Source organism: Sphingomonas phyllosphaerae 5.2 (assembly GCF_000419605.1).
GTDB lineage: Bacteria > Pseudomonadota > Alphaproteobacteria > Sphingomonadales > Sphingomonadaceae > Sphingomonas > Sphingomonas phyllosphaerae_B.
Genome location: NZ_ATTI01000001.1, coordinates 212,714 through 235,406, shown reverse-complemented (window position 1 = coordinate 235,406; position 22,693 = coordinate 212,714). Strand labels below are relative to the sequence as shown.

Annotated in this window: 20 protein-coding genes and 1 pseudogene; 12 read left to right on the top strand and 9 right to left on the bottom strand. The window is 67.8% G+C overall.

The annotated features are described in order from the left end of the window. Positions 1–130 precede the first annotated feature (130 nt). A complete protein-coding gene (locus SPHPHY_RS0101210; RefSeq protein WP_156024955.1) occupies positions 131–1,021 on the top strand; it encodes a hypothetical protein in 891 nt (296 codons plus the stop codon). A gap of 2 nt (positions 1,022–1,023) precedes the next feature. Here the strand turns inward: SPHPHY_RS0101210 and SPHPHY_RS0101205 are convergent, their stop codons facing one another. The 5 genes from SPHPHY_RS0101205 to rpiB form a co-directional block, all read right to left on the bottom strand. After that, complete coding sequence (locus SPHPHY_RS0101205) at positions 1,024–2,130, bottom strand: TrmH family RNA methyltransferase (RefSeq protein WP_022684890.1); 1,107 nt, start codon at positions 2,128–2,130, stop codon at positions 1,024–1,026. A 69-nt stretch (positions 2,131–2,199) separates the two neighbouring features. Beyond that, positions 2,200–2,661 carry a transcriptional regulator NrdR gene (gene nrdR, locus SPHPHY_RS0101200; protein ID WP_022684889.1) on the bottom strand — a complete coding sequence of 154 codons (462 nt, stop codon included), beginning with the start codon at positions 2,659–2,661 and terminating at the stop codon, positions 2,200–2,202. A gap of 8 nt (positions 2,662–2,669) precedes the next feature. Then, a complete protein-coding gene (locus SPHPHY_RS0101195; protein ID WP_022684888.1) occupies positions 2,670–2,861 on the bottom strand; it encodes a hypothetical protein in 192 nt (63 codons plus the stop codon). A gap of 12 nt (positions 2,862–2,873) precedes the next feature. Further along, positions 2,874–4,196 carry a serine hydroxymethyltransferase gene (gene glyA / locus SPHPHY_RS0101190; RefSeq protein ID WP_022684887.1) on the bottom strand — a complete coding sequence of 441 codons (1,323 nt, stop codon included), beginning with the start codon at positions 4,194–4,196 and terminating at the stop codon, positions 2,874–2,876. Further along, a complete protein-coding gene (rpiB, locus tag SPHPHY_RS0101185) occupies positions 4,193–4,627 on the bottom strand; it encodes a ribose 5-phosphate isomerase B (RefSeq protein WP_022684886.1) in 435 nt (144 codons plus the stop codon). Before rpiB ends, glyA begins: the two co-directional genes overlap by 4 nt. A 113-nt stretch (positions 4,628–4,740) precedes the next feature. Here rpiB and SPHPHY_RS0101180 point away from each other — a divergent pair, with 113 nt between their 5' ends. Further along, positions 4,741–5,160: a hypothetical protein gene (locus tag SPHPHY_RS0101180; protein WP_022684885.1), complete on the top strand. Its 420-nt coding sequence runs from the start codon at positions 4,741–4,743 to the stop codon at positions 5,158–5,160. A 62-nt stretch (positions 5,161–5,222) separates the two neighbouring features. On the opposite strand, the gene SPHPHY_RS0101175 is transcribed toward SPHPHY_RS0101180, so the two are convergent. Both SPHPHY_RS0101175 and SPHPHY_RS0101170 read right to left on the bottom strand, forming a co-directional pair. Next, positions 5,223–6,077 carry an HpcH/HpaI aldolase/citrate lyase family protein gene (locus SPHPHY_RS0101175; RefSeq protein ID WP_022684884.1) on the bottom strand — a complete coding sequence of 285 codons (855 nt, stop codon included), beginning with the start codon at positions 6,075–6,077 and terminating at the stop codon, positions 5,223–5,225. Continuing rightward, positions 6,074–6,673, bottom strand: a complete 600-nt coding sequence (locus SPHPHY_RS0101170; protein WP_022684883.1) for an NADPH-dependent FMN reductase — start codon at positions 6,671–6,673, stop codon at positions 6,074–6,076. Before SPHPHY_RS0101170 ends, SPHPHY_RS0101175 begins: the two co-directional genes overlap by 4 nt. A gap of 69 nt (positions 6,674–6,742) precedes the next feature. Here SPHPHY_RS0101170 and SPHPHY_RS18785 point away from each other — a divergent pair, with 69 nt between their 5' ends. From SPHPHY_RS18785 to SPHPHY_RS0101135, 7 genes and pseudogenes are all read left to right on the top strand, one after another. Further along, complete coding sequence (locus SPHPHY_RS18785; protein WP_022684882.1) at positions 6,743–8,905, top strand: transglycosylase domain-containing protein; 2,163 nt, start codon at positions 6,743–6,745, stop codon at positions 8,903–8,905. A gap of 245 nt (positions 8,906–9,150) precedes the next feature. Then, positions 9,151–10,635 (top strand): glycoside hydrolase, encoded by a 1,485-nt coding sequence (locus tag SPHPHY_RS18780; RefSeq protein WP_022684881.1) that lies wholly within the window; start codon positions 9,151–9,153, stop codon positions 10,633–10,635. Continuing rightward, entirely contained in the window at positions 10,611–11,981 is a 1,371-nt protein-coding gene (locus SPHPHY_RS0101155) for a family 43 glycosylhydrolase (protein WP_022684880.1), read from the top strand. Before SPHPHY_RS18780 ends, SPHPHY_RS0101155 begins: the two co-directional genes overlap by 25 nt. Positions 11,982–12,130: 149 nt before the next feature. Continuing rightward, positions 12,131–13,581 (top strand): annotated as a pseudogene (locus SPHPHY_RS18775) (ATPase domain-containing protein). Continuing rightward, positions 13,578–15,926 carry a PAS domain S-box protein gene (locus tag SPHPHY_RS0101145; RefSeq protein ID WP_022684879.1) on the top strand — a complete coding sequence of 783 codons (2,349 nt, stop codon included), beginning with the start codon at positions 13,578–13,580 and terminating at the stop codon, positions 15,924–15,926. The pseudogene SPHPHY_RS18775 and the gene SPHPHY_RS0101145 overlap by 4 nt, the downstream one beginning before the upstream one ends. Positions 15,927–16,293: 367 nt before the next feature. After that, positions 16,294–16,434, top strand: coding sequence for a hypothetical protein (locus SPHPHY_RS21630; RefSeq protein WP_022684878.1), 141 nt, complete (start codon positions 16,294–16,296; stop codon positions 16,432–16,434). Positions 16,435–16,630: 196 nt separating this feature from the next. Further along, positions 16,631–17,296, top strand: coding sequence for an HAD family hydrolase (locus SPHPHY_RS0101135; protein WP_022684877.1), 666 nt, complete (start codon positions 16,631–16,633; stop codon positions 17,294–17,296). A gap of 37 nt (positions 17,297–17,333) precedes the next feature. Here SPHPHY_RS0101135 and SPHPHY_RS0101130 read toward each other — a convergent pair whose 3' ends face one another. Next, positions 17,334–17,816, bottom strand: a complete 483-nt coding sequence (locus SPHPHY_RS0101130; protein ID WP_022684876.1) for a metallophosphoesterase family protein — start codon at positions 17,814–17,816, stop codon at positions 17,334–17,336. Then, a complete protein-coding gene (locus SPHPHY_RS0101125; RefSeq protein ID WP_022684875.1) occupies positions 17,813–18,898 on the bottom strand; it encodes an SPL family radical SAM protein in 1,086 nt (361 codons plus the stop codon). Before SPHPHY_RS0101125 ends, SPHPHY_RS0101130 begins: the two co-directional genes overlap by 4 nt. A gap of 311 nt (positions 18,899–19,209) precedes the next feature. On the opposite strand from SPHPHY_RS0101125, the gene SPHPHY_RS0101120 reads away from it, so the two are divergent. The 3 genes from SPHPHY_RS0101120 (at position 19,210) to SPHPHY_RS0101110 (ending at position 22,330) form a co-directional block, all read left to right on the top strand. Further along, entirely contained in the window at positions 19,210–20,064 is an 855-nt protein-coding gene (locus tag SPHPHY_RS0101120) for a manganese catalase family protein (protein ID WP_022684874.1), read from the top strand. An 82-nt stretch (positions 20,065–20,146) separates the two neighbouring features. Then, a complete protein-coding gene (locus SPHPHY_RS0101115) occupies positions 20,147–20,998 on the top strand; it encodes an MBL fold metallo-hydrolase (protein WP_022684873.1) in 852 nt (283 codons plus the stop codon). A 495-nt stretch (positions 20,999–21,493) separates the two neighbouring features. After that, on the top strand, positions 21,494–22,330 hold the full coding sequence (locus SPHPHY_RS0101110; RefSeq protein ID WP_028056343.1) for an alpha/beta fold hydrolase: 837 nt from the start codon (positions 21,494–21,496) through the stop codon (positions 22,328–22,330). Positions 22,331–22,693 lie beyond the last annotated feature (363 nt).

Below are 22,693 nucleotides of genomic sequence, written 5' to 3'. Positions count from 1 at the left end.
TGCGCCATCACTATCGTTCCGCGTGAGATGCGAACGCCGAGCTTTGTTGTTCGGAAAAAGGTGCAGTGAAATGCCAATCTATGCTGCTTCGCAGCAACGAATTGATAGTACAGGCAATTTCCCGACGAGGATGCTGTCTTCTCGGATCATTCCGCCACTTGCCGGACTATTGGCCGAATTCCACACCAGCATCAACGTCGCGGGGATGCGCTACTTCGACGGCAATATCGACCGGTTCATGGTCTTCTGCTTCCTTCTTCGCACCAGCCTGTCGCACCCCGACCGCAACGGGACGATCTCGGTCCACTCCGCCGCCATGTCGCTGGGGCGCCCGTTCGAGACCGTCCGCCGCCACATCTGCGCGTTGCTCGATCGCAACGTGTGCGAGCGGACGTCGAGCGGGGTGATGCTGTCGCGGCCGTATTGGGCCACCCCCGCAAATTGGCGTCAGATGCGCCATGCACACGACTGCTTCGTGCGGCTTGTCGCAGACGGCGTTGCGACCGGCGCCTTTCCGGCGACATCGGCAGTGCAGTCTCCCAATCCCAGGCTGTCGCTTGACGACGGCGTATGCGCGGCCGCTGACCTGTTGCTCGCGCTCGCGGACGCGAACCGCTCATGGTGCCCGGAATCGATCGATCTCGCGATCTTCTCGGCCGTGCTGCACGCCAACAAACAGGCGCTCGAAGCCGATCGCTCTCTCCATGGGAACCCGAACGCGCTGTTGCCGCGCCACGCCGTGCGCGTCACGCAAATCGCCCGAGCGCTGTCGGTCCCGAACACGACGGTGCGGCGCCGGATCGCGCCGTTCTGCGGCAGCGGCGGGCTTTACATCCGTACCAGCAACGGCTTGCACGTCGCCACCGATCGTTTCCGGAACGGCGAGCCCGGCAACGACGGCGACGCGCGGCACGGCTCGATCCGCCTGATCATCCAGCGCGCCGTCGCAGCCGGCCTGTCGCTGAACGATCCCGCGCGATCCTATTGCGAGCGGCGCCCCGCCTCGCCACGGATCGACTGATCTCAGCCGCCGCGCGGCCGCTTGGGCACCAGCGACGACAGGATGCCGCGGACCGTCCGCACCTCCTGCGTCGACCAGCCCGGCTTGGTCAGCAGCGTTCGCAGCATCCGCCGTGTCGCCGGCGTGCGGTCCGGCGGAAAATAGTAACCGCCGTCAACCAGCAGCGTGTCGAGTTGCGCGATCATCCCGTCGAGCTCTACCTGCGGCGCAGGCGGATCGACCTCGACAGTCGGCGGACTGACCAGCGCCTGCCCCTTCGACCATTCATAGGCGACCAGGATCACGGCCTGCGCGAGATTGAGGCTGCCGAACTCGGGATTGATCGGGACGGTCACGATCGTCCGCGCCACCGCCACGTCGTCGGTCTCCAGCCCGGACCGCTCCGGCCCGAACAGGATCGCTGACCGGCCCGGCCCGGCGTGGATCGCCTGCGCAGCGCCCGCCGGGGTGACGACCGGCTTGGTCACGCCGCGCTTGCGAACCGTCGTGGCATAGACATGCGCGCAATCGGCCACCGCCTCCGCCACGCTGTCGAACACGATTGCGCCGTCCAGCACCACGTCCGCCCCCGACGCCGCCGGCCCTGCCTGCGGATTGGGCCACCCGTCGCGTGGTGCCACGAGCCGCAATTCGGCAAGCCCGAAATTAAGCATCGCCCGCGCCGCCTTGCCGATGTTCTCGCCAAGCTGCGGGCGAACGAGCACGATCAGCGGTGGCGGTACCGACGTTCGCTCGCTGTTCAAAGGCGCTCCCGCCGCACGCTCGTCCGTCGCGGGGAACATTTCTTCCACCGTTCGGGTCGCGCCAGCGTCAGGCGCCGCCGGGACGCGCAGTCGCCCCTGGACCATCGCACCCAGCTCTTCCCGATCGTTGCGAAACAGCGTTTCCTGCTTGGCACGCGACCAGTCCTTCACCTGTCGCTCGCGCTCCAGCGCCTCGATCCGGCTGGGAAAATTCTGCGCCCACATCAGCTCGACTGGCTGTCGATCCTGCGTGTCGCCCGGCGTCGTCCCCGCCTGATGCTCGGCGATGCGGCGCTCGAGATCGTCGGTGTGGCCGGTGTGATAGCTGCCGTCGGCGCAACGCAGGATGTAGACGTAGAAGCTCATCGCATCGCTATGTTCGCGACGATCGCATTTCGGCAAGCGCGATGCTGCGCAAATCGAACGGAAGTGACGTCACCCCCGCCCGGCCTCCTCGACCGTCCCCGCGAATTCCTCGAAGTCGCGCGCCTCGCTGAAGTCGCGATAGACGCTGGCGAACCGGATGTAGGCGACGGAATCGAGGCCCTTCAGTCCGTCCATCACCATCTCGCCGATCCGCTCGGCGGTCACCTCGGCCTCGCCGCTCGTCTCCAGCTGGCGCTGGATGCCGCTGACCAGCTTCTCCAGACGCAGCGGCTCGACCGGCCGCTTGCGCGCGGCGATCGAGATCGACCGAAGCAGCTTCTCGCGATCGAACGGCTCGCGGCGATGCTCGCTTTTCACCACGGTCAGCTCGCGCAGCTGGATACGCTCGAAGGTGGTGAAGCGCGCCGCACATCCCTCGCACTGCCGCCGTCGCCGGATCGCCGCCCCATCGTCCGTGGGGCGGCTGTCCTTCACCTGGCTGGCGTCGTGGCCGCAGAACGGGCATCGCATTCAGGCGGTCACTTGTTCTTGGTGCCCTTGCGATAGGCATAGGCCGCGCCCGCGATCGCGCCGAAGATCGGCCCGACCACCGGCAGCGGGATCGCCACCACCGCGCCCAATGCGCTCCACTTGGCCATGCTCTTGCCCAGCCCCGGCGTGTTCTTCACCGTGCCCTGCACTTCGTTCAGCTTGTTGTCGATATCGGCCACGAACGGGTCTCCTTACTGGTAGATAGGGAACCGAGCGCACAAGGCGCGCACACGTTCCCGCACTGCACCCTCGACCTCGGCGTCGCCCGCCTCACCCTTCGCGCGCAAGCCGTCGAGCACGTCGGCGACCATGTTGCCGATCTCGCGGAACTCGGCGACGCCAAAGCCGCGCGTCGTGCCCGCGGGCGAGCCTACGCGGATGCCGCTGGTCTTGACCGGCGGCAGCGGATCGTTGGGGATGCCGTTCTTGTTGCAGGTGATGCCGGCGCGCTCCAGCGCCTCGTCGGCGTCGCGCCCGGTGATGCCCAACGGCGTCAGGTCGACCAGCGCCAAATGCGTGTCGGTGCCGCCCGAAACCAGATCGGCACCGCGCTCCTTCAACGTCGCGGCCAGTACCTTCGCGTTCTCGACGACCGCGGCGGCATAGCTCTTGAAGTCGGGGCGCAGCGCTTCGCCGAACGCCACCGCCTTGGCGGCGACGACGTGCATCAGCGGCCCGCCCTGCAGCCCCGGAAACACCGCCGAGTTGATCTTCTTGGCGATCGCCTCGTCGTCGGTCATCACCATCCCGCCGCGCGGGCCGCGCAGCGTCTTGTGCGTGGTGGTCGTCACGACATGTGCATGGCCGAACGGGGTCGGATGGACACCACCCGCGACCAGCCCGGCGAAGTGCGCCATGTCGACCATGAAGAACGCGCCGACCTTGTCCGCGATGGCGCGGAAGCGTGCGAAGTCGATATGGCGCGGATAGGCGGAGCCGCCCGCGATGATCAGCTTCGGCTGCGTCTCCACGGCCTGGCGCTCGACCGCGTCATAATCGATCAGATGCGTGTCCGGCGCGACACCATATTGCACCGCGTTGAACCATTTGCCGCTCATTGCGGCACGCGCACCGTGCGTCAGGTGCCCGCCCGCGTCCAGGCTGAGCCCCATGATCGTGTCGCCCGGCTTCACCAGCGCGAGCATCACCGCCCCGTTCGCCTGCGCGCCGGAATGCGGCTGCACGTTGACGAAGCCGCAGCCGAACAGCTGCCTGGCGCGGTCGATCGCCAGCTGCTCGACCTCGTCGGACGGGTGGCAACCCTGATAGTAACGCTTGCCGGGATAGCCCTCGGCATATTTGTTCGTGAAGACGCTGCCCTGCGCCTCCAGCACCGCGCGGCTGACGATATTTTCCGACGCGATCAGCTCGATCTGCGTCTGCTCGCGGGTCAGTTCGTGCTCGATCCCGGCGAACACCGCGGCATCGGCGTCGGCAAGGCCGCGCGTGAAGAAGCCGCCATCCGTTTTATAGGCGGGCTGGATCTGCGAAAGCGAGGTCGGGTTGGTGCTCATGCAAGCTCCTTGAGCATGTCGACGCGGGCGGCGTGACGCCCCCCCAGGAAGTCGGTGGAAAGGAAGGCGGCCACGCAGGCGCGCGCCATCTCGGGGCCGATCAGCCGCGCGCCCATCGCGATCGCATTCGCGTCGTTGTGGCTGCGCGCCAGGGCGGCGGAAAGCGGTTCGTTGACGAGCGCACAGCGGACGGCCGGGTTGCGGTTGGCCGCGATCATGATGCCGATGCCCGAGCCGCACAGCGCGATCCCGCGCTCGGCCTCGCCCGCCGCCAATGCGGCGCCAAGCCGGCGGCCGTAATCGGGATAGTCGACGCTGCCGGCGCCATGCGTGCCGAGGTCGAGCATCTCATGCCCTTCGCCCGCCAGCCAGTCGCGCAGGTCGTCCTTCAGCGAGACGGCGGCATGGTCGCAGGCGATGGCGATACGCAAGGATCGACTCCCGTGATGAAGGATGTCGACGCCCTCTAGCGGCGACCGCGCGCGAATGCCACCCGGAACGCCCGTCCCGGAACGGTTCGCCACCACGGCCGGTTGAACCCGCCATGACCAAGCTCGCCTCGCTGCTCGCCGCCCCGCTCGCGCTCGCCGCCTGCGCGCAACCCGCCCCCGACCCGTCGCCCAGCGCGACGCCCAGCGAGCATGTAGGCCCGGTCGCGGAACCGCGCGGCGATCCCGCGGTCGCGACCGAGCAGCGCTATGTCGGCCGCTGGATCGGGGTCGAGGGGATGTTCCTCGATGTCGCGCCGCGCACCGGTGGCGGGGTGACGATGGAGATGCAATGGGATCTCGACCATCGCGGCACCTTCGAGGGATCGGTCACCGCCGAGGGGCTGCGCTTCATGCGCAACGGCGTCGCGGAAGTCGCGGTGCCCGGCACTGGCGACCAGGCGGGGCTCAAGTGGCTGGCGGGCAAGAAGGATTGCCTGATCGTGAAGTCCGGTGAGGGATATTGCAGGAAGTAGCCGGCGCTTCGCTACGGTCGCGATGAAAGGACGGGCGTAGCGGGTACGATGCCAGTTACGTCCTACCCGCGCGCCGCGATCGCCGCCGCCAGCGCCAGCGTGCGCCGCGCCTCCACCAGATGCAGCCGCTCGACCATTCGTCCGTCGATCCGGATCGCGCCCTCGTCCTCGCGCCCGTCGAACGCCGCCGCCAGCACCCGAGCCGCCGCGACATCTTCGTCCGACGGGCCGAACACCGCATTCGCCGCGGCGATCTGCGCCGGATGGATCAGCGTCTTGCCGTCGAACCCCCAGTCGCGCCCCTGCCGGCATTCCGCCGCGATTGCCGCATCGTCGTCGAGCGTGTTGATGACCCCGTCCAGCGCCACCAGCCCCGCCGACCGCGCCGCCAGCAGCACCTGCGCCAAAGCGGGCAACAATGGCGCGCGGTCCGCCCCCGGGCGACAGCGCAGCTCACGCGCCAGATCGTTGGTGCCGACCACCAGCGCCGCCAATCCCGTGTCGCGCGCCGCGGCGACGATCTCGCGCAGCGCCAGCACACCGCTGCACGTCTCGATCATTGCCCATAGCGCCGGCCCCGGGCCCACCGCCGCGCGCGCCGCCACCAACGTCGCCGCCGTCTCCAGCTTCGGCAGCACCACCGCATCCGCCGCACAGTCCGACAATGCGGCGAGATCCTCCACCCCCTCTGCCGTATCCGCGGCGTTGACGCGCACCACCAGCTCGCGCGCGCCGAACCCGCCGTCCCGCACCGCCGTCACCGCCGCCGCGCGCGCGGCCGGCTTCTGCGCCGGGGCCACCGCATCCTCAAGGTCGAGGATCACGACGTCGCACGGCAGCGTCCGCGCCTTCTCGATCGCGCGCGCGTTCGACGCCGGCAGGAACAGCGCGCTACGCCGCGGCCGTGCCGCGCTCATGCCCCGGCCGCGCCCGCGCTCAGCGGCGCGAAGCGCGCCACCTGCCGGCCGATCAGCCGCAATTGCTCGACCACCGCAGGGTCGCTCGCGCCGCCCTCGTCGTCGAAGCGCGTCACCTGCGTGTTGATCGCGGCCGCGAACGGCGTCGGCCAGCCACGCAGCGCGTGGACGATCGAGCGCAGCGCCGCGATCGTCGAGCCCGTCGCCTGCCAGCCATAAGCGGTCGCGATCAGCCCGACCGGCATGTCGGCCAGGTATGGCCGCGCATCGCGTGCGGTTTCCTCGAGCAGGTCGAGCGCGTTCTTCACCACGCCCGAGATGCTGCCGTGATAGCCGGGGCTGGAGATGATGACCGCGGACGCCTGCCGCACCGCATCGACGAACGCGCGCTCCTCGACGGTCCGCGACGTGGCACGCGGGTCATAGAGCGGCAGCCGAGCCATGTCGGCCCCGCCGAACATCCGGGTGCGGAAGCCCTGCGCCTCCGCCTCGCCCAGCGCGATGCGCAACGCCCGCTCGGTCGACGACACGCCGCCGATCGTTCCCCCGATTCCCACCACCAGCGGCGCATCCGCGCCTTTCGCATCATCCTGCATTTGGCTATCCTTGTCTGACGCGGGCGAGGCTTGCGACAACTGTTTTATCAGCGTAAGACACCATCAGCCATGCGCCCCGATCCCTACGATACCGGCCGCGTCCGCTACAACCACGCTCGCGGCGATACGCCCGGTGGTGCGACGCCCGACCCGCTGCCCTCGTTCGGCGCCTGGCACGACGACGCCGATCGCGCGGCCGATTTCCACGCCCCCCCGCGCTACGACGATGGCGGGGGCACGCCGCCGCCGCGGGCGCCGCTGCGCCGCATCGCGTGGGGCAAGTGGATCGTCCGCGCGCTCGCCGCGTCGATCGTGCTGTTCGTGATCGCGGTGATCTGGCTGGCGGTGACCGCGCCGCTCTCGCAATCGCTCAAGCCGCAGATGCCGCCCTCGATCACGCTCACCGCCGCCGACGGTACGCCGATCGCCCGGCGCGGCGCGATCATCGGCACGCCGGTGGATGCCAGGACGCTGCCGCCGCACGTGCGCGAGGCGTTCATGGCGATCGAGGATCGCCGCTTCTACTCGCATTGGGGCATCGATCCGCGCGGGATCGCGCGTGCTGCCTGGGCGAACGTCGGTTCTGGCGGCGTCCGGCAGGGTGGGTCGACCATCACGCAGCAACTGGCCAAGAACGTGTTCCTCGATTCGGACCGCACCGCCGCACGCAAGATCCGCGAGGTCATGATCGCTTTCTGGCTCGAGGCATGGCTTTCCAAGGACGAGATCCTCTCACGCTATTTGTCGAACGTGTATTTCGGCGACAACGTGTACGGCATCACCGCCGCGGCGAAGCACTATTTCGGGCGCACGCCGCAGAAACTGAATGTCGGGCAAGCCGCGATGCTCGCCGGGCTGGTGAAGGCGCCGTCGCGGCTCGCCCCGACCGGCAATCTCAAGGGCGCACGTGCCCGGCAGGCCGTGGTCGTCGGCGCGATGGTCGATGCCGGCTTCCTGACGAAACGCGAAGCCGCCGTCGTCCAGCCACAGCGCGTGCTGCCCGCGCGCACCGACACGCTGCCGACCGGCACCTACTTCGCCGACTGGGTGTTGCCCACCGCACGTGAGGTCGCGGGCGACGCCGGCACCGACGCCAGGGTGAAGACCACGCTGGACCGCGGGCTCCAGTCCACCGCCGAGCGCGTCGTGCGGCAGGCGAGCTTGCGCGGGTTGCAGGCCGCGGTCGTCGCGATGCGTCCCGATGGCAAGGTGGTCGCGATGGTCGGCGGCAAGGATTATCGCACCAGCGCCTTCAACCGCGCGGTGCAGGCGAAACGCCAGCCGGGCTCGACCTTCAAATTGTTCGTGTATCTGGCCGCGCTGCGCGCCGGACTGACCCCCGACGACGTCCGCGACGATTCGCCGGTCGAGATCGCCGGGTGGAAACCGCGCAACGACGATGGCCGCTATCTCGGTCCGATCACGCTGCGCCGCGCCTTCGCCCGCTCCTCGAACGTCGTCGCCGCGCGGCTGACGCAGGAAGTCGGCGTCCGCAACGTCATCAAGGCCGCGCGCGACCTCGGCATCACCACCCCGATCCCGAACGAGGCGACGATCGGCCTCGGCACCGCCGAGGTGTCGCTGCTGGAGCTGACCGGCGCCTATGCCGCGATCGCCAGCGGCCGCTATCCGGTGACCCCGCGCGGCGTGGAAGGCAACCGCAACGCCAGCTGGTATGAGGCGATCGCCGGGCGCGATGCCGAAATGCCGGGCAAGATCCGCGACGAGATGCGTTCGCTGCTCGGCTCGTCGATCCGCGGCACCGGTCGCGACGCGAACCTGCCGGTCGATGCGTTCGGCAAGACCGGCACCAGCCAGGGCGGGCGCGACGGCTGGTTCATCGGCTTCGCGGGCAATCTCGTCGTCGGCGTGTGGGTCGGCAAGGACGACAGCACGCCCAATCCGGGGCTGCACGGCGGCGGGATGCCGGCGCAGATCTGGCGGCAGTTCATGATGTCGGCGCTCGACATCCCCGTCGTCGTCGCGCCCGCCGAGGACGAGATGGGCGCCCCGCTCGACAATATGGACGGCGGCGCGATCGACGAGTTCGGGCGCGTGATCGACGGCGCGCAACCTTCGATCGCGGAGGCGGTCGATCGCCTGCGCGAACTCGGGATCGAACTCCCGCAACCGCCCGAGCCGCGTCAGCGCGTGCCGGTCGAACGCTACCCCGACGATCGTGGGCCGCCACCCGAGGATGAAGGCCCGAACGGGGATTATGGCCGCTTCTAGGGCCGTTCAACATCCCGCCGGTTCCCTGCGTTCGCCGTCGTCGCGAGCGCAGCGAAGCAACGACGGGTTGGGGGGAGCACGCCTGCCGGACCGTAGGAGCGCGGTTCGCCCGAACGGATCGATCGTCTTCGTCTCCCAGCAGTACGGCACCCGTGAAGCGCTGAATGTCGATCCCGCCGCGTGCAGCGTCGATCGCTTGACCCGCTCCTGGCTCCCGGTATTGTCATACAAAACCGGGAGAGAAGATGATCCGCATTCCTCGCCTCGCCGCGCTCCTGGCGGTGTTTGCGACGCCTTGCGCCGCGCAGGAACGCCCGGTCACGGTCACGTTGCATCCGGCGGTGGAGCGCCCATCGACCGTGTTCGAGGGGTGGGGCACCGCGCTCGCGTGGTTCGCGGACGTCACGGGCGGGTGGCCCGATACAGAGCGGGAGCGGCTGGCCGACCTGTTCTACGGCAAGGACGGGCTCGGCTGGACGATCGCCCGCTATAACATCGGTGGCGGCAACGCTGCCGGTACGCCACCGTATCTCCGCCCCGGCGGCGCGGTGCCCGGTTTCTGGCAGCAACCCGCCGGCGCGCAGGGCAGGGACTGGTGGCGCGCCGACGATCCGGCGATGTGGGACTGGTCGCAGGACAAGCGCCAGCGCTGGTGGCTCGACGCGATCCGCACCCGCGTGAAGGCGCCGATCTTCGAGGCGTTCTCGAACTCTCCACCGTGGTTCATGACCGTTTCCGGGCGTGTGTCGGGTGCGGAGAAAGCCACCGACGACAATCTCCGCCCCGGCTTCGAGGCGCCGTTCGCCGCCTATCTCGCGCGCAGCGTCGATGAATTGCAGAAGCGGCATCGCATCACCTTTCGCACCCTGTCGCCAGTCAACGAGCCCAACACCGATTACTGGTTCGCCGCCAACAAGCAGGAAGGGGCACACTGGAGCCCGGCGCGGCAGGCGGCGATGATCGACGCGACCGACGCGGCGCTGCGCGCGCGCGGGTTGACGACCGTTGTGGCCGCACCCGACGAGACCAACTCGGTCCTCTTCCTGGCCGATTGGGCCGGCTATCCGGCATCGACGCGCGCGCGGATCGGCCAGTTGAACGTCCACAGCTATGGCAACATCAACCAGACCGGCGTTCGCGACGCCGCGCGTGCCGCGAACATCCGCTTGTGGATGAGCGAGAACGACGCCCCGCTCGACAAGGACCCGGAGAGCTTCGACGGCATGGCCTCGCCGCTGGCGATGGCCGAGCATATCGTGCTCGATCTCAAGCGACTTGAGCCTGCCGCCTGGGTGTTCTGGCAGGCGGTGGAGGACCTCAGCACGCGCGACGGCGGCAAGGGGTCGAACTGGGGGCTGGTGAAGGCCGACCTGCGGGCGTCCCCCGGCGCCGCGCACGCGATCCACGTCACGCGCAAATACTGGGCGATGGCGCAGTTCAGCCGCTACATCCGGCCGGGCGACCGCCTGGTCTCGGTCGACGATCTCGATACTGCCGGTGCGATGTCGCCCGACGGACGGCGGCTGGTGTTGGTGCACGTCAACCCCGGGCTCAATCCGCGGCAACTGACGCTGCCACCAGGCTGGCGGGCGCGGATGGTTGTCACCGACGCTGCGCACGACGCTGCCTGCGTTCCCGGCACGATCGCGCCGCCGCGCGCCGTTGTCACACTGATCCTGCGCCGCGGCGCCGGGAAGGACTTGCCATGCCCCGCCTCACCTGCCGCCTGACCGATCGCCTGCGCCGTTGGGCGCCTGCGCTGCTGCTGCTCGCCGCCCCGCTGACGCTGGCCGCGGACGAGCCGCCGCGGTGGGATGCAGCCGGGGCCTCGAACCCGCTGTTGCCGGGCTATTTCGCCGACCCGTCGATCGTCCGCGACGGCGGGCGCTGGTACGTCTTCGCGACGATCGATCCGTGGGGCGACGATCGGCTGGGGCTGTGGACGTCGGACAACGGGCGCGACTGGCGCTTCTCGACGCCGGAATGGCCGACCAAGCGCGCCGCAACCAGCCCGACCTCCGGCGATTCCAAGGTCTGGGCGCCATCGGTCGTGCGCGCCGTGAACGGGCGCTGGTACATGTACGTCTCGGTGGGCAGCGAGGTGTGGGTCGGCAGCGCCCCCTCGCCGGCAGGGCCGTGGCGCGATGCGAACGGCGGAAAGCCCTTGATCAAACGCGATTTTGCCCCGGCGTATCACATGATCGACGCCGAGGCGTTCGTGGACGATGACGGCCGGGCGTATCTCTACTGGGGATCGGGGCTGAACTGGGTCAACGGCCATTGCTTCGTCGTCAGGCTGAAGCCGGATATGGTGACGTTCGACGGCACCCCGCGCGACGTGACGCCCGCGAACTATTTCGAGGGGCCGTTCATGATGAAGGCGCATGGTCGCTACCTGCTGACCTACAGCGACGGCAACACCACCAGAGACACCTACAAGGTCCGTTATGCCGTCGGCGCGACCCCGTTCGGGCCGTTCAAGGAAGCCGCCGACAGCCCGATCCTGCAGACCGACGCGGCGCGCGACATCGTCAGTCCCGGGCACCACGCGATCTTCCGCTCGGGGAGCGCCAGCTACATCCTCTACCACCGCCAGGCGCTGCCATGGCCTCAACACGGCGACGCGGTGCTGCGGCAGGTGGCGGTCGATCGGCTGACGATCCGGCGTGACGGTACGTTGGCGCCGGTACGTCCGACGCATGGCAGCGCGGTCGCGGGCTTTGCCGCCGCGCGCGACCGCGGCCTGCGCTGGCAGCCGGTCGGCGATGGGGCGCATGCCGCCGACGACAATTACGCGACGCTGTGGCGCGCGCCGGCGAACGCGGTCGGGACGCTCACCGCCGACCTCGGCAGCGTCCGCCAGGTGAAGGGCAGCCGCCTGCGTCCCGAATTCGCGACACGCAGCTACCGCTACGCGATCGAGGCGTCACGCGACGGCAAACGATGGACGCGGCTGGCCGCGCCGCGCGAGCGTTCCGGTTCGCCGATAATGCTGCGCCATGCTGTCACCGCGCGCTACTTACGGCTGACGGTTGCGACACCCGGTGCGGGATTATGGGAATGGTCGATCGATTGAGCGGCACCGAGCGTCCCCGTTGGTGACCACAGGCGCTTGATCTGTCGTAACGATTGTCGTGGCAGGCTGTGCTACGACGGTCATTCAACCCGCACAGACGGTGGAGATGGGATTTGCCCGCGACGAGTTCAAAAGACGCACAGACGGGGATAGCGGGGCTCGACGACGTCCTCGCCGGCGGGCTCGACCGTGCGCGCACCTTCCTGCTCGAAGGAAGCCCCGGCACGGGCAAGACCACGATCGCGCTGCGTTTTCTGATCACCGGCGCCGAGGCGGGTGAGCGGTGCCTGTACGTGACCCTGTCGGAGACGGAGGACGAGTTGCGGGCCGCCGCGGCCTCGCACGGTCTGGACCTGGCGGGGTTGGAAATCTACGAGCTGATCCCGCCGGAAAACCTCCTCGACGAAGACCAGCAGCAGAGCCTGCTCTATTCGTCAGACCTGGAACTCGGCGAGACGACCAGGCGTATTTTCGAGGTATTGAACGCGTTCAGCCAGATCGCGTGGTCCTCGACAGCCTTTCCGAGATCCGTCTGCTGGCGCAAAGCTCGCTGCGGTATCGGCGGCAGATCCTCGCGCTCAAGCATTATTTCGCCAAGAGCAACGCGACCGTGCTGATGCTCGACGACTTGACTACCGATGCCAATGACAAGACGGTGCACTCGGTGGCGCATGGCGTGATCCGCCTTGAGGAACTCGCGCCTGAATATGGCGCGGAACGGCGGCGGCTGCGTGTCGTCAAGTATCGTGGCCGGCGTTTCCGCGGCGGGTACCATGACATCACAATCGAGACCGGCGGCGTCTGCGTCTATCCGCGCCTGATCTCGGCGGAGCACAAGACCAACTTCGACCGCTCCCCGATGACGGCAGACTCGCCGGAGCTGAATGCACTGCTCGGCGGCGGGATCGAGCGCGGATCAAGTGTCCTGGTACTTGGCCCGGCGGGTACGGGCAAGAGCTCGATCGCGCTGACCTTCATCCGGACTGCGGTCGCGCGCGGCGAGCGTGCGGCGATGTTCGTATTCGACGAGGAAATCGGCCTGCTGATCCAGCGTGCGAAAGGGCTGAATATCGACTTGCAGGCGATGGTCGACGATGGTTCGCTGCTGCTGCAACAGGTTGATGCTGCTGAATTATCTCCCGGCGAATTTTCGTCGCGTGTCCGCCGCTGCGTCGAGGAGCAGGGCGCGCGCACCGTCGTGATCGACAGCCTCAACGGCTACCAGGCCGCGATGCCGGGCGAGCAGGCGTTGATCCTGCACGTTCACGAACTTCTCCAGTATCTTAACCGGCAAGGTGCGACGACGTTTCTGACCGTGGCGCAGCACGGGCTGGTCGGCGACATGAAGACCCCGGTCGACGTCACGTATCTGGCCGATACCGTCATTCTGTTGCGATATTTCGAGGCATTGGGACGCGTCAGGCGCGCGATATCGATCGTAAAGAAACGCACGGGGCCGCATGAGAACACAATTCGCGAATATCGGATCGGCAGCGACGGGATCACGCTTGGCGCACCGTTGACGAAGTTCCAGGGGGTGCTTCGCGGCGTGCCGGTGCTGCACGGCCCGGTGGACCTGCTGGAGAGCGAGGTCGCGTGAAGCGCACCACGGTTTCGGAATGCGCGCTGGTGCTTGCGCCGCTCGGGCGCGACGCGGCGATCGCGACCGGAATATTGTCGGAGGCGGCACTCGACACGGCCGCCTGCCCGTCGCTGACGGCCTTGATCGAGCGGCTGGATCAGGGCGCCGGGCTGGTCGTGATGACCGAGGAAGCGATCGCCACCGCCGACCTCGCGCCGTTCTCCGACTGGCTGGCGGCGCAGGAGGAATGGTCCGACCTGCCGATCATCCTGCTCACGCGGCGCGGCGGCGGGCTGGAGCGCAACCCGGCGGCGGCGCGACACCTCGACGTGCTCGGCAACGTCACGTTCCTGGAGCGGCCGTTCCATCCGACGACGCTCGTCAGCCTCGCGCGCTCCGCGATCCGCGCCCGCAAACGCCAGTATGAAGCCCGCGCGCGCCTGCTCGCGCTCCAGCAAAGCGAAACGCGTTATCGGACGCTGTTCGAGAATATTGAGGTCGGCTTCTGCATCGTCGAGATGATCTTCGATGCCGACGGACGCCCGGTCGACTATCTGTTCATCGAGGCAAATCCCGCCTTCGAACGACAGGCCGGCTTCGACCCCGCCGGGCGCCGGATGCGCGACATCGTTCCCGATCACGAACAGCATTGGTTCGACTTGTACGGTGAGGTCGCGACCAGCGGCGTCGCGGATCGCTTCGAACAAGGATCGGCGGCGCTGGGCCGCTGGTGGGACGTCCATGCGTTCCGGGTCGGCGCGCCGGGAGAACGGCGGGTGGCGATCCTTTTCAGCGATATCACCGCGCGGCGTAGCGCCGAACTGCGGTTGCAGGAGATGAACGAGACGCTTGAGGCGCTGGTCGCCGCGCGTTCGGCGGAGCGCGACCAGCTTTGGAACCTGTCGCCGGACATGCTGACGCGCGCCGATTTCTCGGGGATGATGTCGGCGGTCAGCCCGGCGTGGGGATGGTCGCTCGGCTGGACCGAGGAAGAACTGCTGTCGCGCGGTTACGCCACGTTCATGCACCCGGACGACGCCGCGGCCACGCTGGAGGCGATCGCGGCGATGTCGGAGAGCGGCAAGCCGACACGCTTCGAGAACCGCATCGCCATGCGCGACGGTGGCTGGAAACCGGTCGAATGGACGGTCGCGCCCGAACCGGACGGTCGCAACTTCATTGCCGTCGGACGCGACCTGAGCCACATGAAGACTCGCGAGGCCGAGCTGGAGGCGGCGCAGGAGGCCCTGCGGCAAAGCCAGAAGATGGAGGCGATGGGCAGCCTGACCGGTGGCGTCGCGCACGACTTCAACAATCTGCTGACCCCGATCATCGGGTCACTGGACATGCTCCACCGCAAGGAGCTTGGCAGCGAGCGCGAGCGACGCCTGATCGATGGCGCCTTGCAGTCGGCCGAGCGCGCGAAGACGCTCGTCCAGCGCCTGCTCGCGTTCGCCCGCCGCCAACCCCTCCAGCCGACCGCGGTCGACCTGCCGGAACTGGTCGGTGGAATGGTCGACCTGATCTCGTCGACGGTGGGGCCGACCATCGAATTGCGCATCGATCTCGCACCCGACCTGCCGCCGGCGCAAGCCGATCCGAACCAGCTCGAGATGGCGCTGCTCAATCTGGCCGTGAACGCACGCGATGCGATGCAGGACGGCGGCGAACTGACGATCGCGGCGACGCGCGAGAGCGTGCGCAAGCCGATACCGAACCTTCGCCGCGGCCATTACGTCCGGCTGGGCGTGACGGACACCGGCAAGGGCATGGACGAGGACACGCGCCGGCGTGCGGTCGAGCCGTTCTTCTCCACCAAGGGGATCGGCAAGGGAACCGGACTGGGCTTGTCGATGGTCCATGGGCTCGCCGCCCAGCTCGGCGGCGCGCTGACGATCGATAGCGTGCCGGGCCGCGGCACCACGATCGAATTGTGGCTGCCGATCAGCACGTCCGCCCTTGAAGCCGATCAGCCCGCCGCCGAGCCGCACGCGCTGCCCGAGGGGCGCGGGGTCGCGCTTCTCGTCGATGACGAGGATCTGGTGCGCATGAGCACGGCCCACATGCTGGCGGACCTCGGCTATGATGTCGTCGAGGCAGGTTCTGCCGAAGAGGCGCTGCGTATGGTGCGTGACGGGCTCGCCCCAGACCTGCTCGTCACCGATCACCTGATGCCCGGGATGACCGGCGCGCAACTGGTCCGCGAGCTGAAGGCCGAGCACCCGACGTTACGGACGCTGATCGTCTCGGGCTATGCGGAAGCGGAGGGGATCGATCCCGATATCCCCCGGCTGACGAAGCCCTTCCGCAGCGCCGACCTCGCGGAGAGCCTGTCGGCATTGTCGAGCGGTGTCTCCACGTAGTCGCCGCGTGAGTGATCGAGGCGCGCGGTGACCTGATGCATCGCGCGGCCGGTATTATCGGGTCGGGCGCGCCATCATCGGCGGAGACCGGGGCGGATCGACGTTCGGGTACGATCGGACAGCTTGACATCACAATCAGGATAGCCCGATTTCCTTCACTCCGATCCCGAGCCGGGGCTCCGCCTCTACCGCCATCCATAACAGCGGGGCTCCGGAATCCGGCCTGCCTACGCCTTTGCGGAGAAGGCGGCATGGCGACGACGGCGACAGTCGCGCCCGACAGGGGCTCGTCTGGAACCAAGCCCGCGACGCGCGGTTTTCGCTGCGGCAGCCCACGTGTCGCTCGCTGCGCGATCCAGAGGACGAAATGACCCGCAATACCCTTAGCCTGTTCAAGAACGCCAAGGCCGCCCCCGCCGCCGGGCGCCGTATCAACGACGATCCGATGGCCGGCCTGACCCCCGTCGAGCGCGCCTTCGCGCAGCGCGTGCAAACCGCCAAGTCGTAGCCGGACGACGCACCGACCCTGGTACGGGCTTGATCGCGTCAGCCCGGCCGGAGCGTAGCTGACCGGCCGGTGTGCGCCTCGCATGAAGTCGCGTTGTTACAAAGCGTCGGCAGCGCACGGCCGCGCGGCAAGGAAGCGCGAAAACCGATCATGAAACGCCGCGCCTTCGGCTATCAAGGCAGGAGCCATCGCGGAAATGACCATCAAGGCAGTCTTGTTCGATATTGACGGCACGCTCGTCGACAGCAACGATTACCATGTCGCGGCCTGGAACGAGGTCTTCGAGCACGCCGGTGCGCATTTCACCGCGGAGCAGATCCACGACCAGATCGGCAAGGGTACCGACATGCTCGTGCCGACCCTGCTTCCCGGAACGGATGCGGCGGAGCAGGAGCGGATGGGCGACGAACATGGCACGATCTTCAAGTCGCGCTTCCTTGATCGCGTCGTGCCTTTCGCGGAGGCTCGCGCACTGCTGATGAGGGTCGCGGACAGCGGCCGCCGGGTCGTTCTCGCGTCCTCGGCGTCGTCGGACGAGCTCGATCATTATCTCGACCTGCTCGACGTACGCGGGATCGTCAGCGTTTCGACCACGTCCGACGACGTCGAGAAGACCAAGCCGGCACCCGACATTTTTGCCGTTGCGCTGAAGAAGCTGGCGCCGCTGACACCCGCCGAGGTGATCGTCGTCGGCGACACACCCTACGATATCGAGGCGGCCGCCAAATGCGATATCCGGGCCGTCGCCGTCCGTTCCGGCAAGTTCGACGATGATGCCCTGACGGGTGCAGGGGCGATCGCCCTGTATGACGACGTCGCCGCGCTGCTCGCCGGTTTCGAGAACTCACCGCTGGATCGCTGAGCCCGCCGGTATCGCGCGTGCGCCCGCGCGCGTTCGGTCAGGCCAGCAATTGCGTCAGCGTCACCGGCGCGAAGCCGTGAACGTCGACTCCGACGTCGAACTGCCGCGGCATCGGCTTCAACCGCCCGTGACTGTGCCCGTGGAGGTTCAGCGCACGCTTGTGCTGGCCGTTCCAGCTGCGGAAAGGATAATGGCACAGGACGAGGCGGTGCCCGCCGAGTTCGAGCTCCGCATAGCTGCCGACGCTTGCCCATCCCGGTGCCGCGGCCGCCGCGTCGGGATCGTTGTTGCCGCGCAGCAGGTGTTTCGTGCCGTGCAGACGGTCGAGCAACGGCGGCACGTCGGCCGGACGCCGCGCGACATCACCGAGGTGCCAGACGATGTCGCCCGGGGCGACGACAGCATTCCACCGGGCGATCAGCACTGCGTCCATCTCCGCGACACTGCCGAATGGGCGCTTCTGGATGTTGATCGTGCGATGGTCGCCGAAGTGCGTGTCGGCAGTGAAGAAGACGGTCACGTGAAATACAGGATGCGGGCAGCGGGCAGCAGCGCCGCGATCCGCTCCTCGAAGAAATCGCGGAGCGCGCGCATCGTCGGTGCGTCGTAGACCTGCTTCTCGGTTCCGAACTTGGTGCGCTTGGTGGTCCGGTTGGCGGCGGTCATGTCCAGTGCGGAGCCGGGATACCAGCTTTCGAGCACGGCCTTGGACCCGGTGTTGAAGCGATGCGTGATGAGCTCGATCGTCAGGTCGTCCGCGATGTCGCCCAGCATTGCAGCCGCGTCGGCCAACAGGTCGCCGTACGCGTCGCGCCATCCCTGCGCTGCGATGATCGGCGCGATCGTCAGGCCGATCGGATAACCGGCGGAGGCCATCTCGCGCAGCGCGGCCAGTCGCCGGGCGACGGGCGCGGTGCCGCCTTCGAAGCGGGCGAACATGCGCGGATTGATCGAGGCGCGCATCCGCGTCCGCCGCTGATGATCGAGCGACAGCAGCGGGCGAACGTCTGCGAACTTGGTCGTGAAGCGGAGTTGCGCAGGCGCCTGCAACCGCCCGAACCAGGCGATCGCCGTCGACAGCGAGGCGGTGAGTGGCTCGAGTGCCAGCGGATCGGTGTAGCACGACGCCTCGAAGGTGGTGCCTTCGTGCGCGCGGTCGCGGCTGCGCGACGTGATCGTTCCCTGCCCCAGGTACGCCGGGATGCCGTCGAGGATCTCTTCGAGGTTCGCGTAGACGCGCGTTATCGGCGGTCCCTTCAGCGATCCCGCGAGATAGCAGTAGCTGCAATGCGCCGGGCATCCCTCGGCCAGATCGACCCGCCAGTCGGCGCTTGGCGCGATCGGTTGCAGCCGCCGCTTCGATGGCGGTGCGACGACGACGGCCAGCGTGGCCTTCGCACTGGCATAAGCGGCGCGCGGATCATCCGGCAGCCCCGTCGCGAGGCGGTCGCCGGCAAGCGCGACAACCTCGACGCCAAGCGCGGCGGCTCGCTCCGCGATGGCACGCCCATGTTCGAACGCCAGCGACGAGCGGGTGACCAGAAGCCGGCGCGGAAGCCATCCCGCGCGCGCGTTCGTCGGCAGATCCGGTTGGGTCGACATGTCGCGTGAACGACGGAGCGCCTCTAACGGGCCCGAGCGAGATGGCTCGCGCCGCACCTTAACATTCATCAGTGTTCGGGCGCTTCCAGGCGCCGCCTGTGCTATGAAGATCCTGCTTCTTACGCGAGCCGGTAGATGACGGAACGTGGGCGGTTCGCCTGCGCGCCATCGGCAAAGCAAATCATCGGCGATGCGGTATATTGAGGCACATCAAGCACTTTTCCGAAGTTCGTCCCTTAACCACGAAAACTTTGCCGCCGCTCGCATGTTCACCCTCCTGTTGCGTCATGTCCACAGCAGGAAGTTGATCCATGTATTATCACGACAAGCGGCTGCAATATCCGGTAGTGGTCGACAAGCCCAACCCCGCCTTCGCGCGCATGCTCCAGCAGGCGATCGGCGGCGTCGAGGGCGAGATCCGCGTCTGCATGCAGTATTTCTTCCAGGCGTGGGGCAACCGCGCGCCGACGACCAAGTATCGCGACATGCTGCTGCATACCGCGACCGAGGAAATCGGACATATCGAAATGCTGGCGACCGCCGTCGCGATGAACCTGGAGACCGCACCGTCGTCGGCACAGGAGGAAGGTGCCGCGGACGCGATCGTCGGGGCAGTGATGGGTGGCGGGAGCGCCAAGACCTCGATCGAGGGGCTGATCCACAAGAACCTGCTCTCGAGCGGCCTCGCGGCGATGCCGATGGATTCGGACGGCGTGCCGTTCAACATGAGCCACATCTACGCCAGCGGGAACGTCGCGGCGGACATGTATTGCAACGTCGCGGCCGAGAGCACCGGGCGCGTACTGGCGGTGCGGCTGTTCAACGCGACCGACGACGACGGCATGAAGAAGATGCTGCATTACATGATCGCGCGCGACACGATGCACCAGCAGCAATGGCTCGCGGTTCTGGAAGAACTCGGCGGCTCGTCGGCGAACCTGCCGGTGCCGAACTCCTTCCCGCAGGAGCTGGAGGACCAGGAGAACAACTACAATTTCTACGCAACGGCGGCGGACGGCAGCGTGCCGGAAGGACGCTGGACGAGCGGCCCGACGATCGATGGGCGCGGCGAGTTCACCGTGTTCCCCAACCGGCCGCTCGGCGAGGAGCCGATCCTCGGGCCGGCGCGGCCGGACAGCGGCGCGCAGGACACGCAGATCGGCTGAGCAAATGGGCCGGGGCGGCGGGTTTCGCCTCCCCGGCCTTGCGCTTTCCTGCCCTGCAACACCGACGAGGAACGGAGCGCTCGTGAGAATCCATCACCTGAATTGCGGGACCGACTGCCCGTTGGGCGGCGCATTGTTCGACGGGCGCAGCCTGGGGCCGCTCGGCCGGATCGTCGGCCATTGCCTGCTCATCGAGACCGATGCGCATGGCCTCGTCCTGGTCGACACCGGCTATGGCCTGCGCGATGTCGCGCATCCACATCGTCATCCGGAGCCGCGGATCACCTTGCCATGGCGGATGATGCTCAACATCCGCCTGCACGAGCGCGATACCGCGATCCGCCAGATCGAGGCGCTTGGTCATCACTCCAGCGACGTGCGGCACATCGTCGCGACGCACCTCGACTTCGATCACGCCGGTGGGCTGGAGGATTTCCCGAACGCCACCGTGCACGTCATGCAACGCGAATATGACGACGCCACCGGACCGCGCGACGGCATCGTTGCGCGCAACCGCTGGCGAACGCGGCAGCTGAACGACGTCGCCAACTGGCGGCGCTACGGCGCGTCGGGCGAGCCGTGGTTCGGTTTCGATGCGGTGCGCGATCTCGACGGCCTGCCGCCCGAGATCCTGATGGTCCCGCTGCCCGGGCACACGTGGGGGCACGCGGGCGTCGCGGTGCGGCACGACACAGGGTGGCTGCTGCACGCCGGCGACGCCTATTTCTACCGCGGCGAGATGCGCGGCGCACGCCGCCGCTGCACGCCTGGCCTGCGCGCCTATCAACGCCTGATGGAAGTGGATGCGACCAGCCGCCTGAACAATCAGGAGCGCCTGCGGCAGCTGTCGATCGCGCGGCGCGGTGAGGTGACCGTCACCTGCACGCATGATCCCGTCGAGCTGGAGCGTTGCCAGCGCGGCGATCCGCTGTGACGGACATGATGCGAAGACCAGACGTCGCAGCGGTGAAGCCTGCAACGGGATCACCGGATTGACGACCCACCAGATGCGAGATCAAGGCAGGCCGGCGCGATAGCGGTGTTCGGCGACCTGAAGGCCGAGGTGCTCGCCGGAAGCTGGGCCTCGTTCGCCTGAAAGGCCGCGAGCTGCCGGCGGTAAGGTTGATGACGGCAGAAGCGAAACGGCGGCACACCAGCGAACGGCCGTATCCTTGTCAGGTGGTAGTGATGCGGCGCGCGTCATGCGATGAGCAGGATACGTCCAGCGGTCGCCTCGAACGGCGTTGAGCGATCAGTTCCGGAAGGTGCGGCAGACATAACCATGCCGACCTCTCGGCGTGAGGGATCACAGCGTTGATCGCGGACCGTTCAGCACCCGAAACGTCAGTATGATAGCGGCGGGCAGCGGGATGTACGACATGAGCCGTGTCGGAAGGGCGATCGCACGCCCACCGGGATGGAGGACAGCATGGCTTACGTAACCACCGCAGACGGCGTCGAGATCTTCTACAAGGACTGGGGGCCCAGAGACGCGCAACCGATCGTCTTCCATCACGGCTGGCCGCTGTCGTCCGACGACTGGGACGCGCAGATGCTGTTCTTCCTTGCGAACGGCTATCGCGTCGTCGCGCACGATCGCCGCGGTCATGGTCGCTCGGCGCAGGTCGGCACCGGCCACGACATGGATCATTATGCTGCCGACGCAGCGGCGGTCGCGGAGCACCTCGATCTCCGGAACGCGGTCCACATCGGCCACTCCACCGGCGGCGGCGAAGTGGCGCGGTACGTGGCGAAGCACGGTCAGCCACAAGGCCGGGTCGCGAAGGCGGTGCTGGTCAGCGCCGTGCCGCCGTTGATGGTGCAGACGGAGGCAAATCCGGAGGGTACGCCGATCACGGTCTTCGACGGCTTTCGCCAGGCGCTGGCCGCCAACCGGGCGCAGTTCTTCCTCGATGTCGCGGCAGGTCCGTTCTACGGCTTCAATCGCGAGGACGCGACTGTCTCAGAGGGGGTGGTTCGCAATTGGTGGCGACAGGGCATGATGGGCGGTGCCAATGCCCATTACGACGGCATCAAGGCATTCTCGGAGACCGACCAGACCGGGGATCTGAAGGCAATCACCGTGCCGACGCTGGTCCTGCAGGGCGATGACGACCAGATCGTCCCCTATAAGGATGCCGCGCTGCTTCAGGCGAAGCTCCTGCAACATGCGACGCTGAAGATTTACGAAGGCTTCCCCCACGGCATGCTGACCACCCACGCCGACGTGATCAACCCGGACCTGCTGGCGTTCGTGCGCAGCTGATCGTCCGCCAAACGCCGGGACGAGGGGCGGACGCGAGCCGCCCCTCGTTTCGCTGTGCCGCCACTACGCATCACCGCGCTGCCCTTCACGCGGCATCCTGATCGTGCCCGGTGACAACGGCGGGTTCGGCCCGAGCGTATCGAGCGTGCCGGACCGCCATCGCCGAAGCTTCAGGCGGGACCGACATTCAGCGCTTCGCGGGTGCCGGACTGCCCACCAATGAAGATGAGCAACCCGGGCGAACCGCGCTCCCACGATCGGCCAGACTCGCTCCCTCCACGCGCCGTCGCAAGCGTCTCGAAGCAACCCAGCGGTCCGCGCGACGCCCTGGATTGCTTCGCTACGCTCGCAATGACGGCGCGT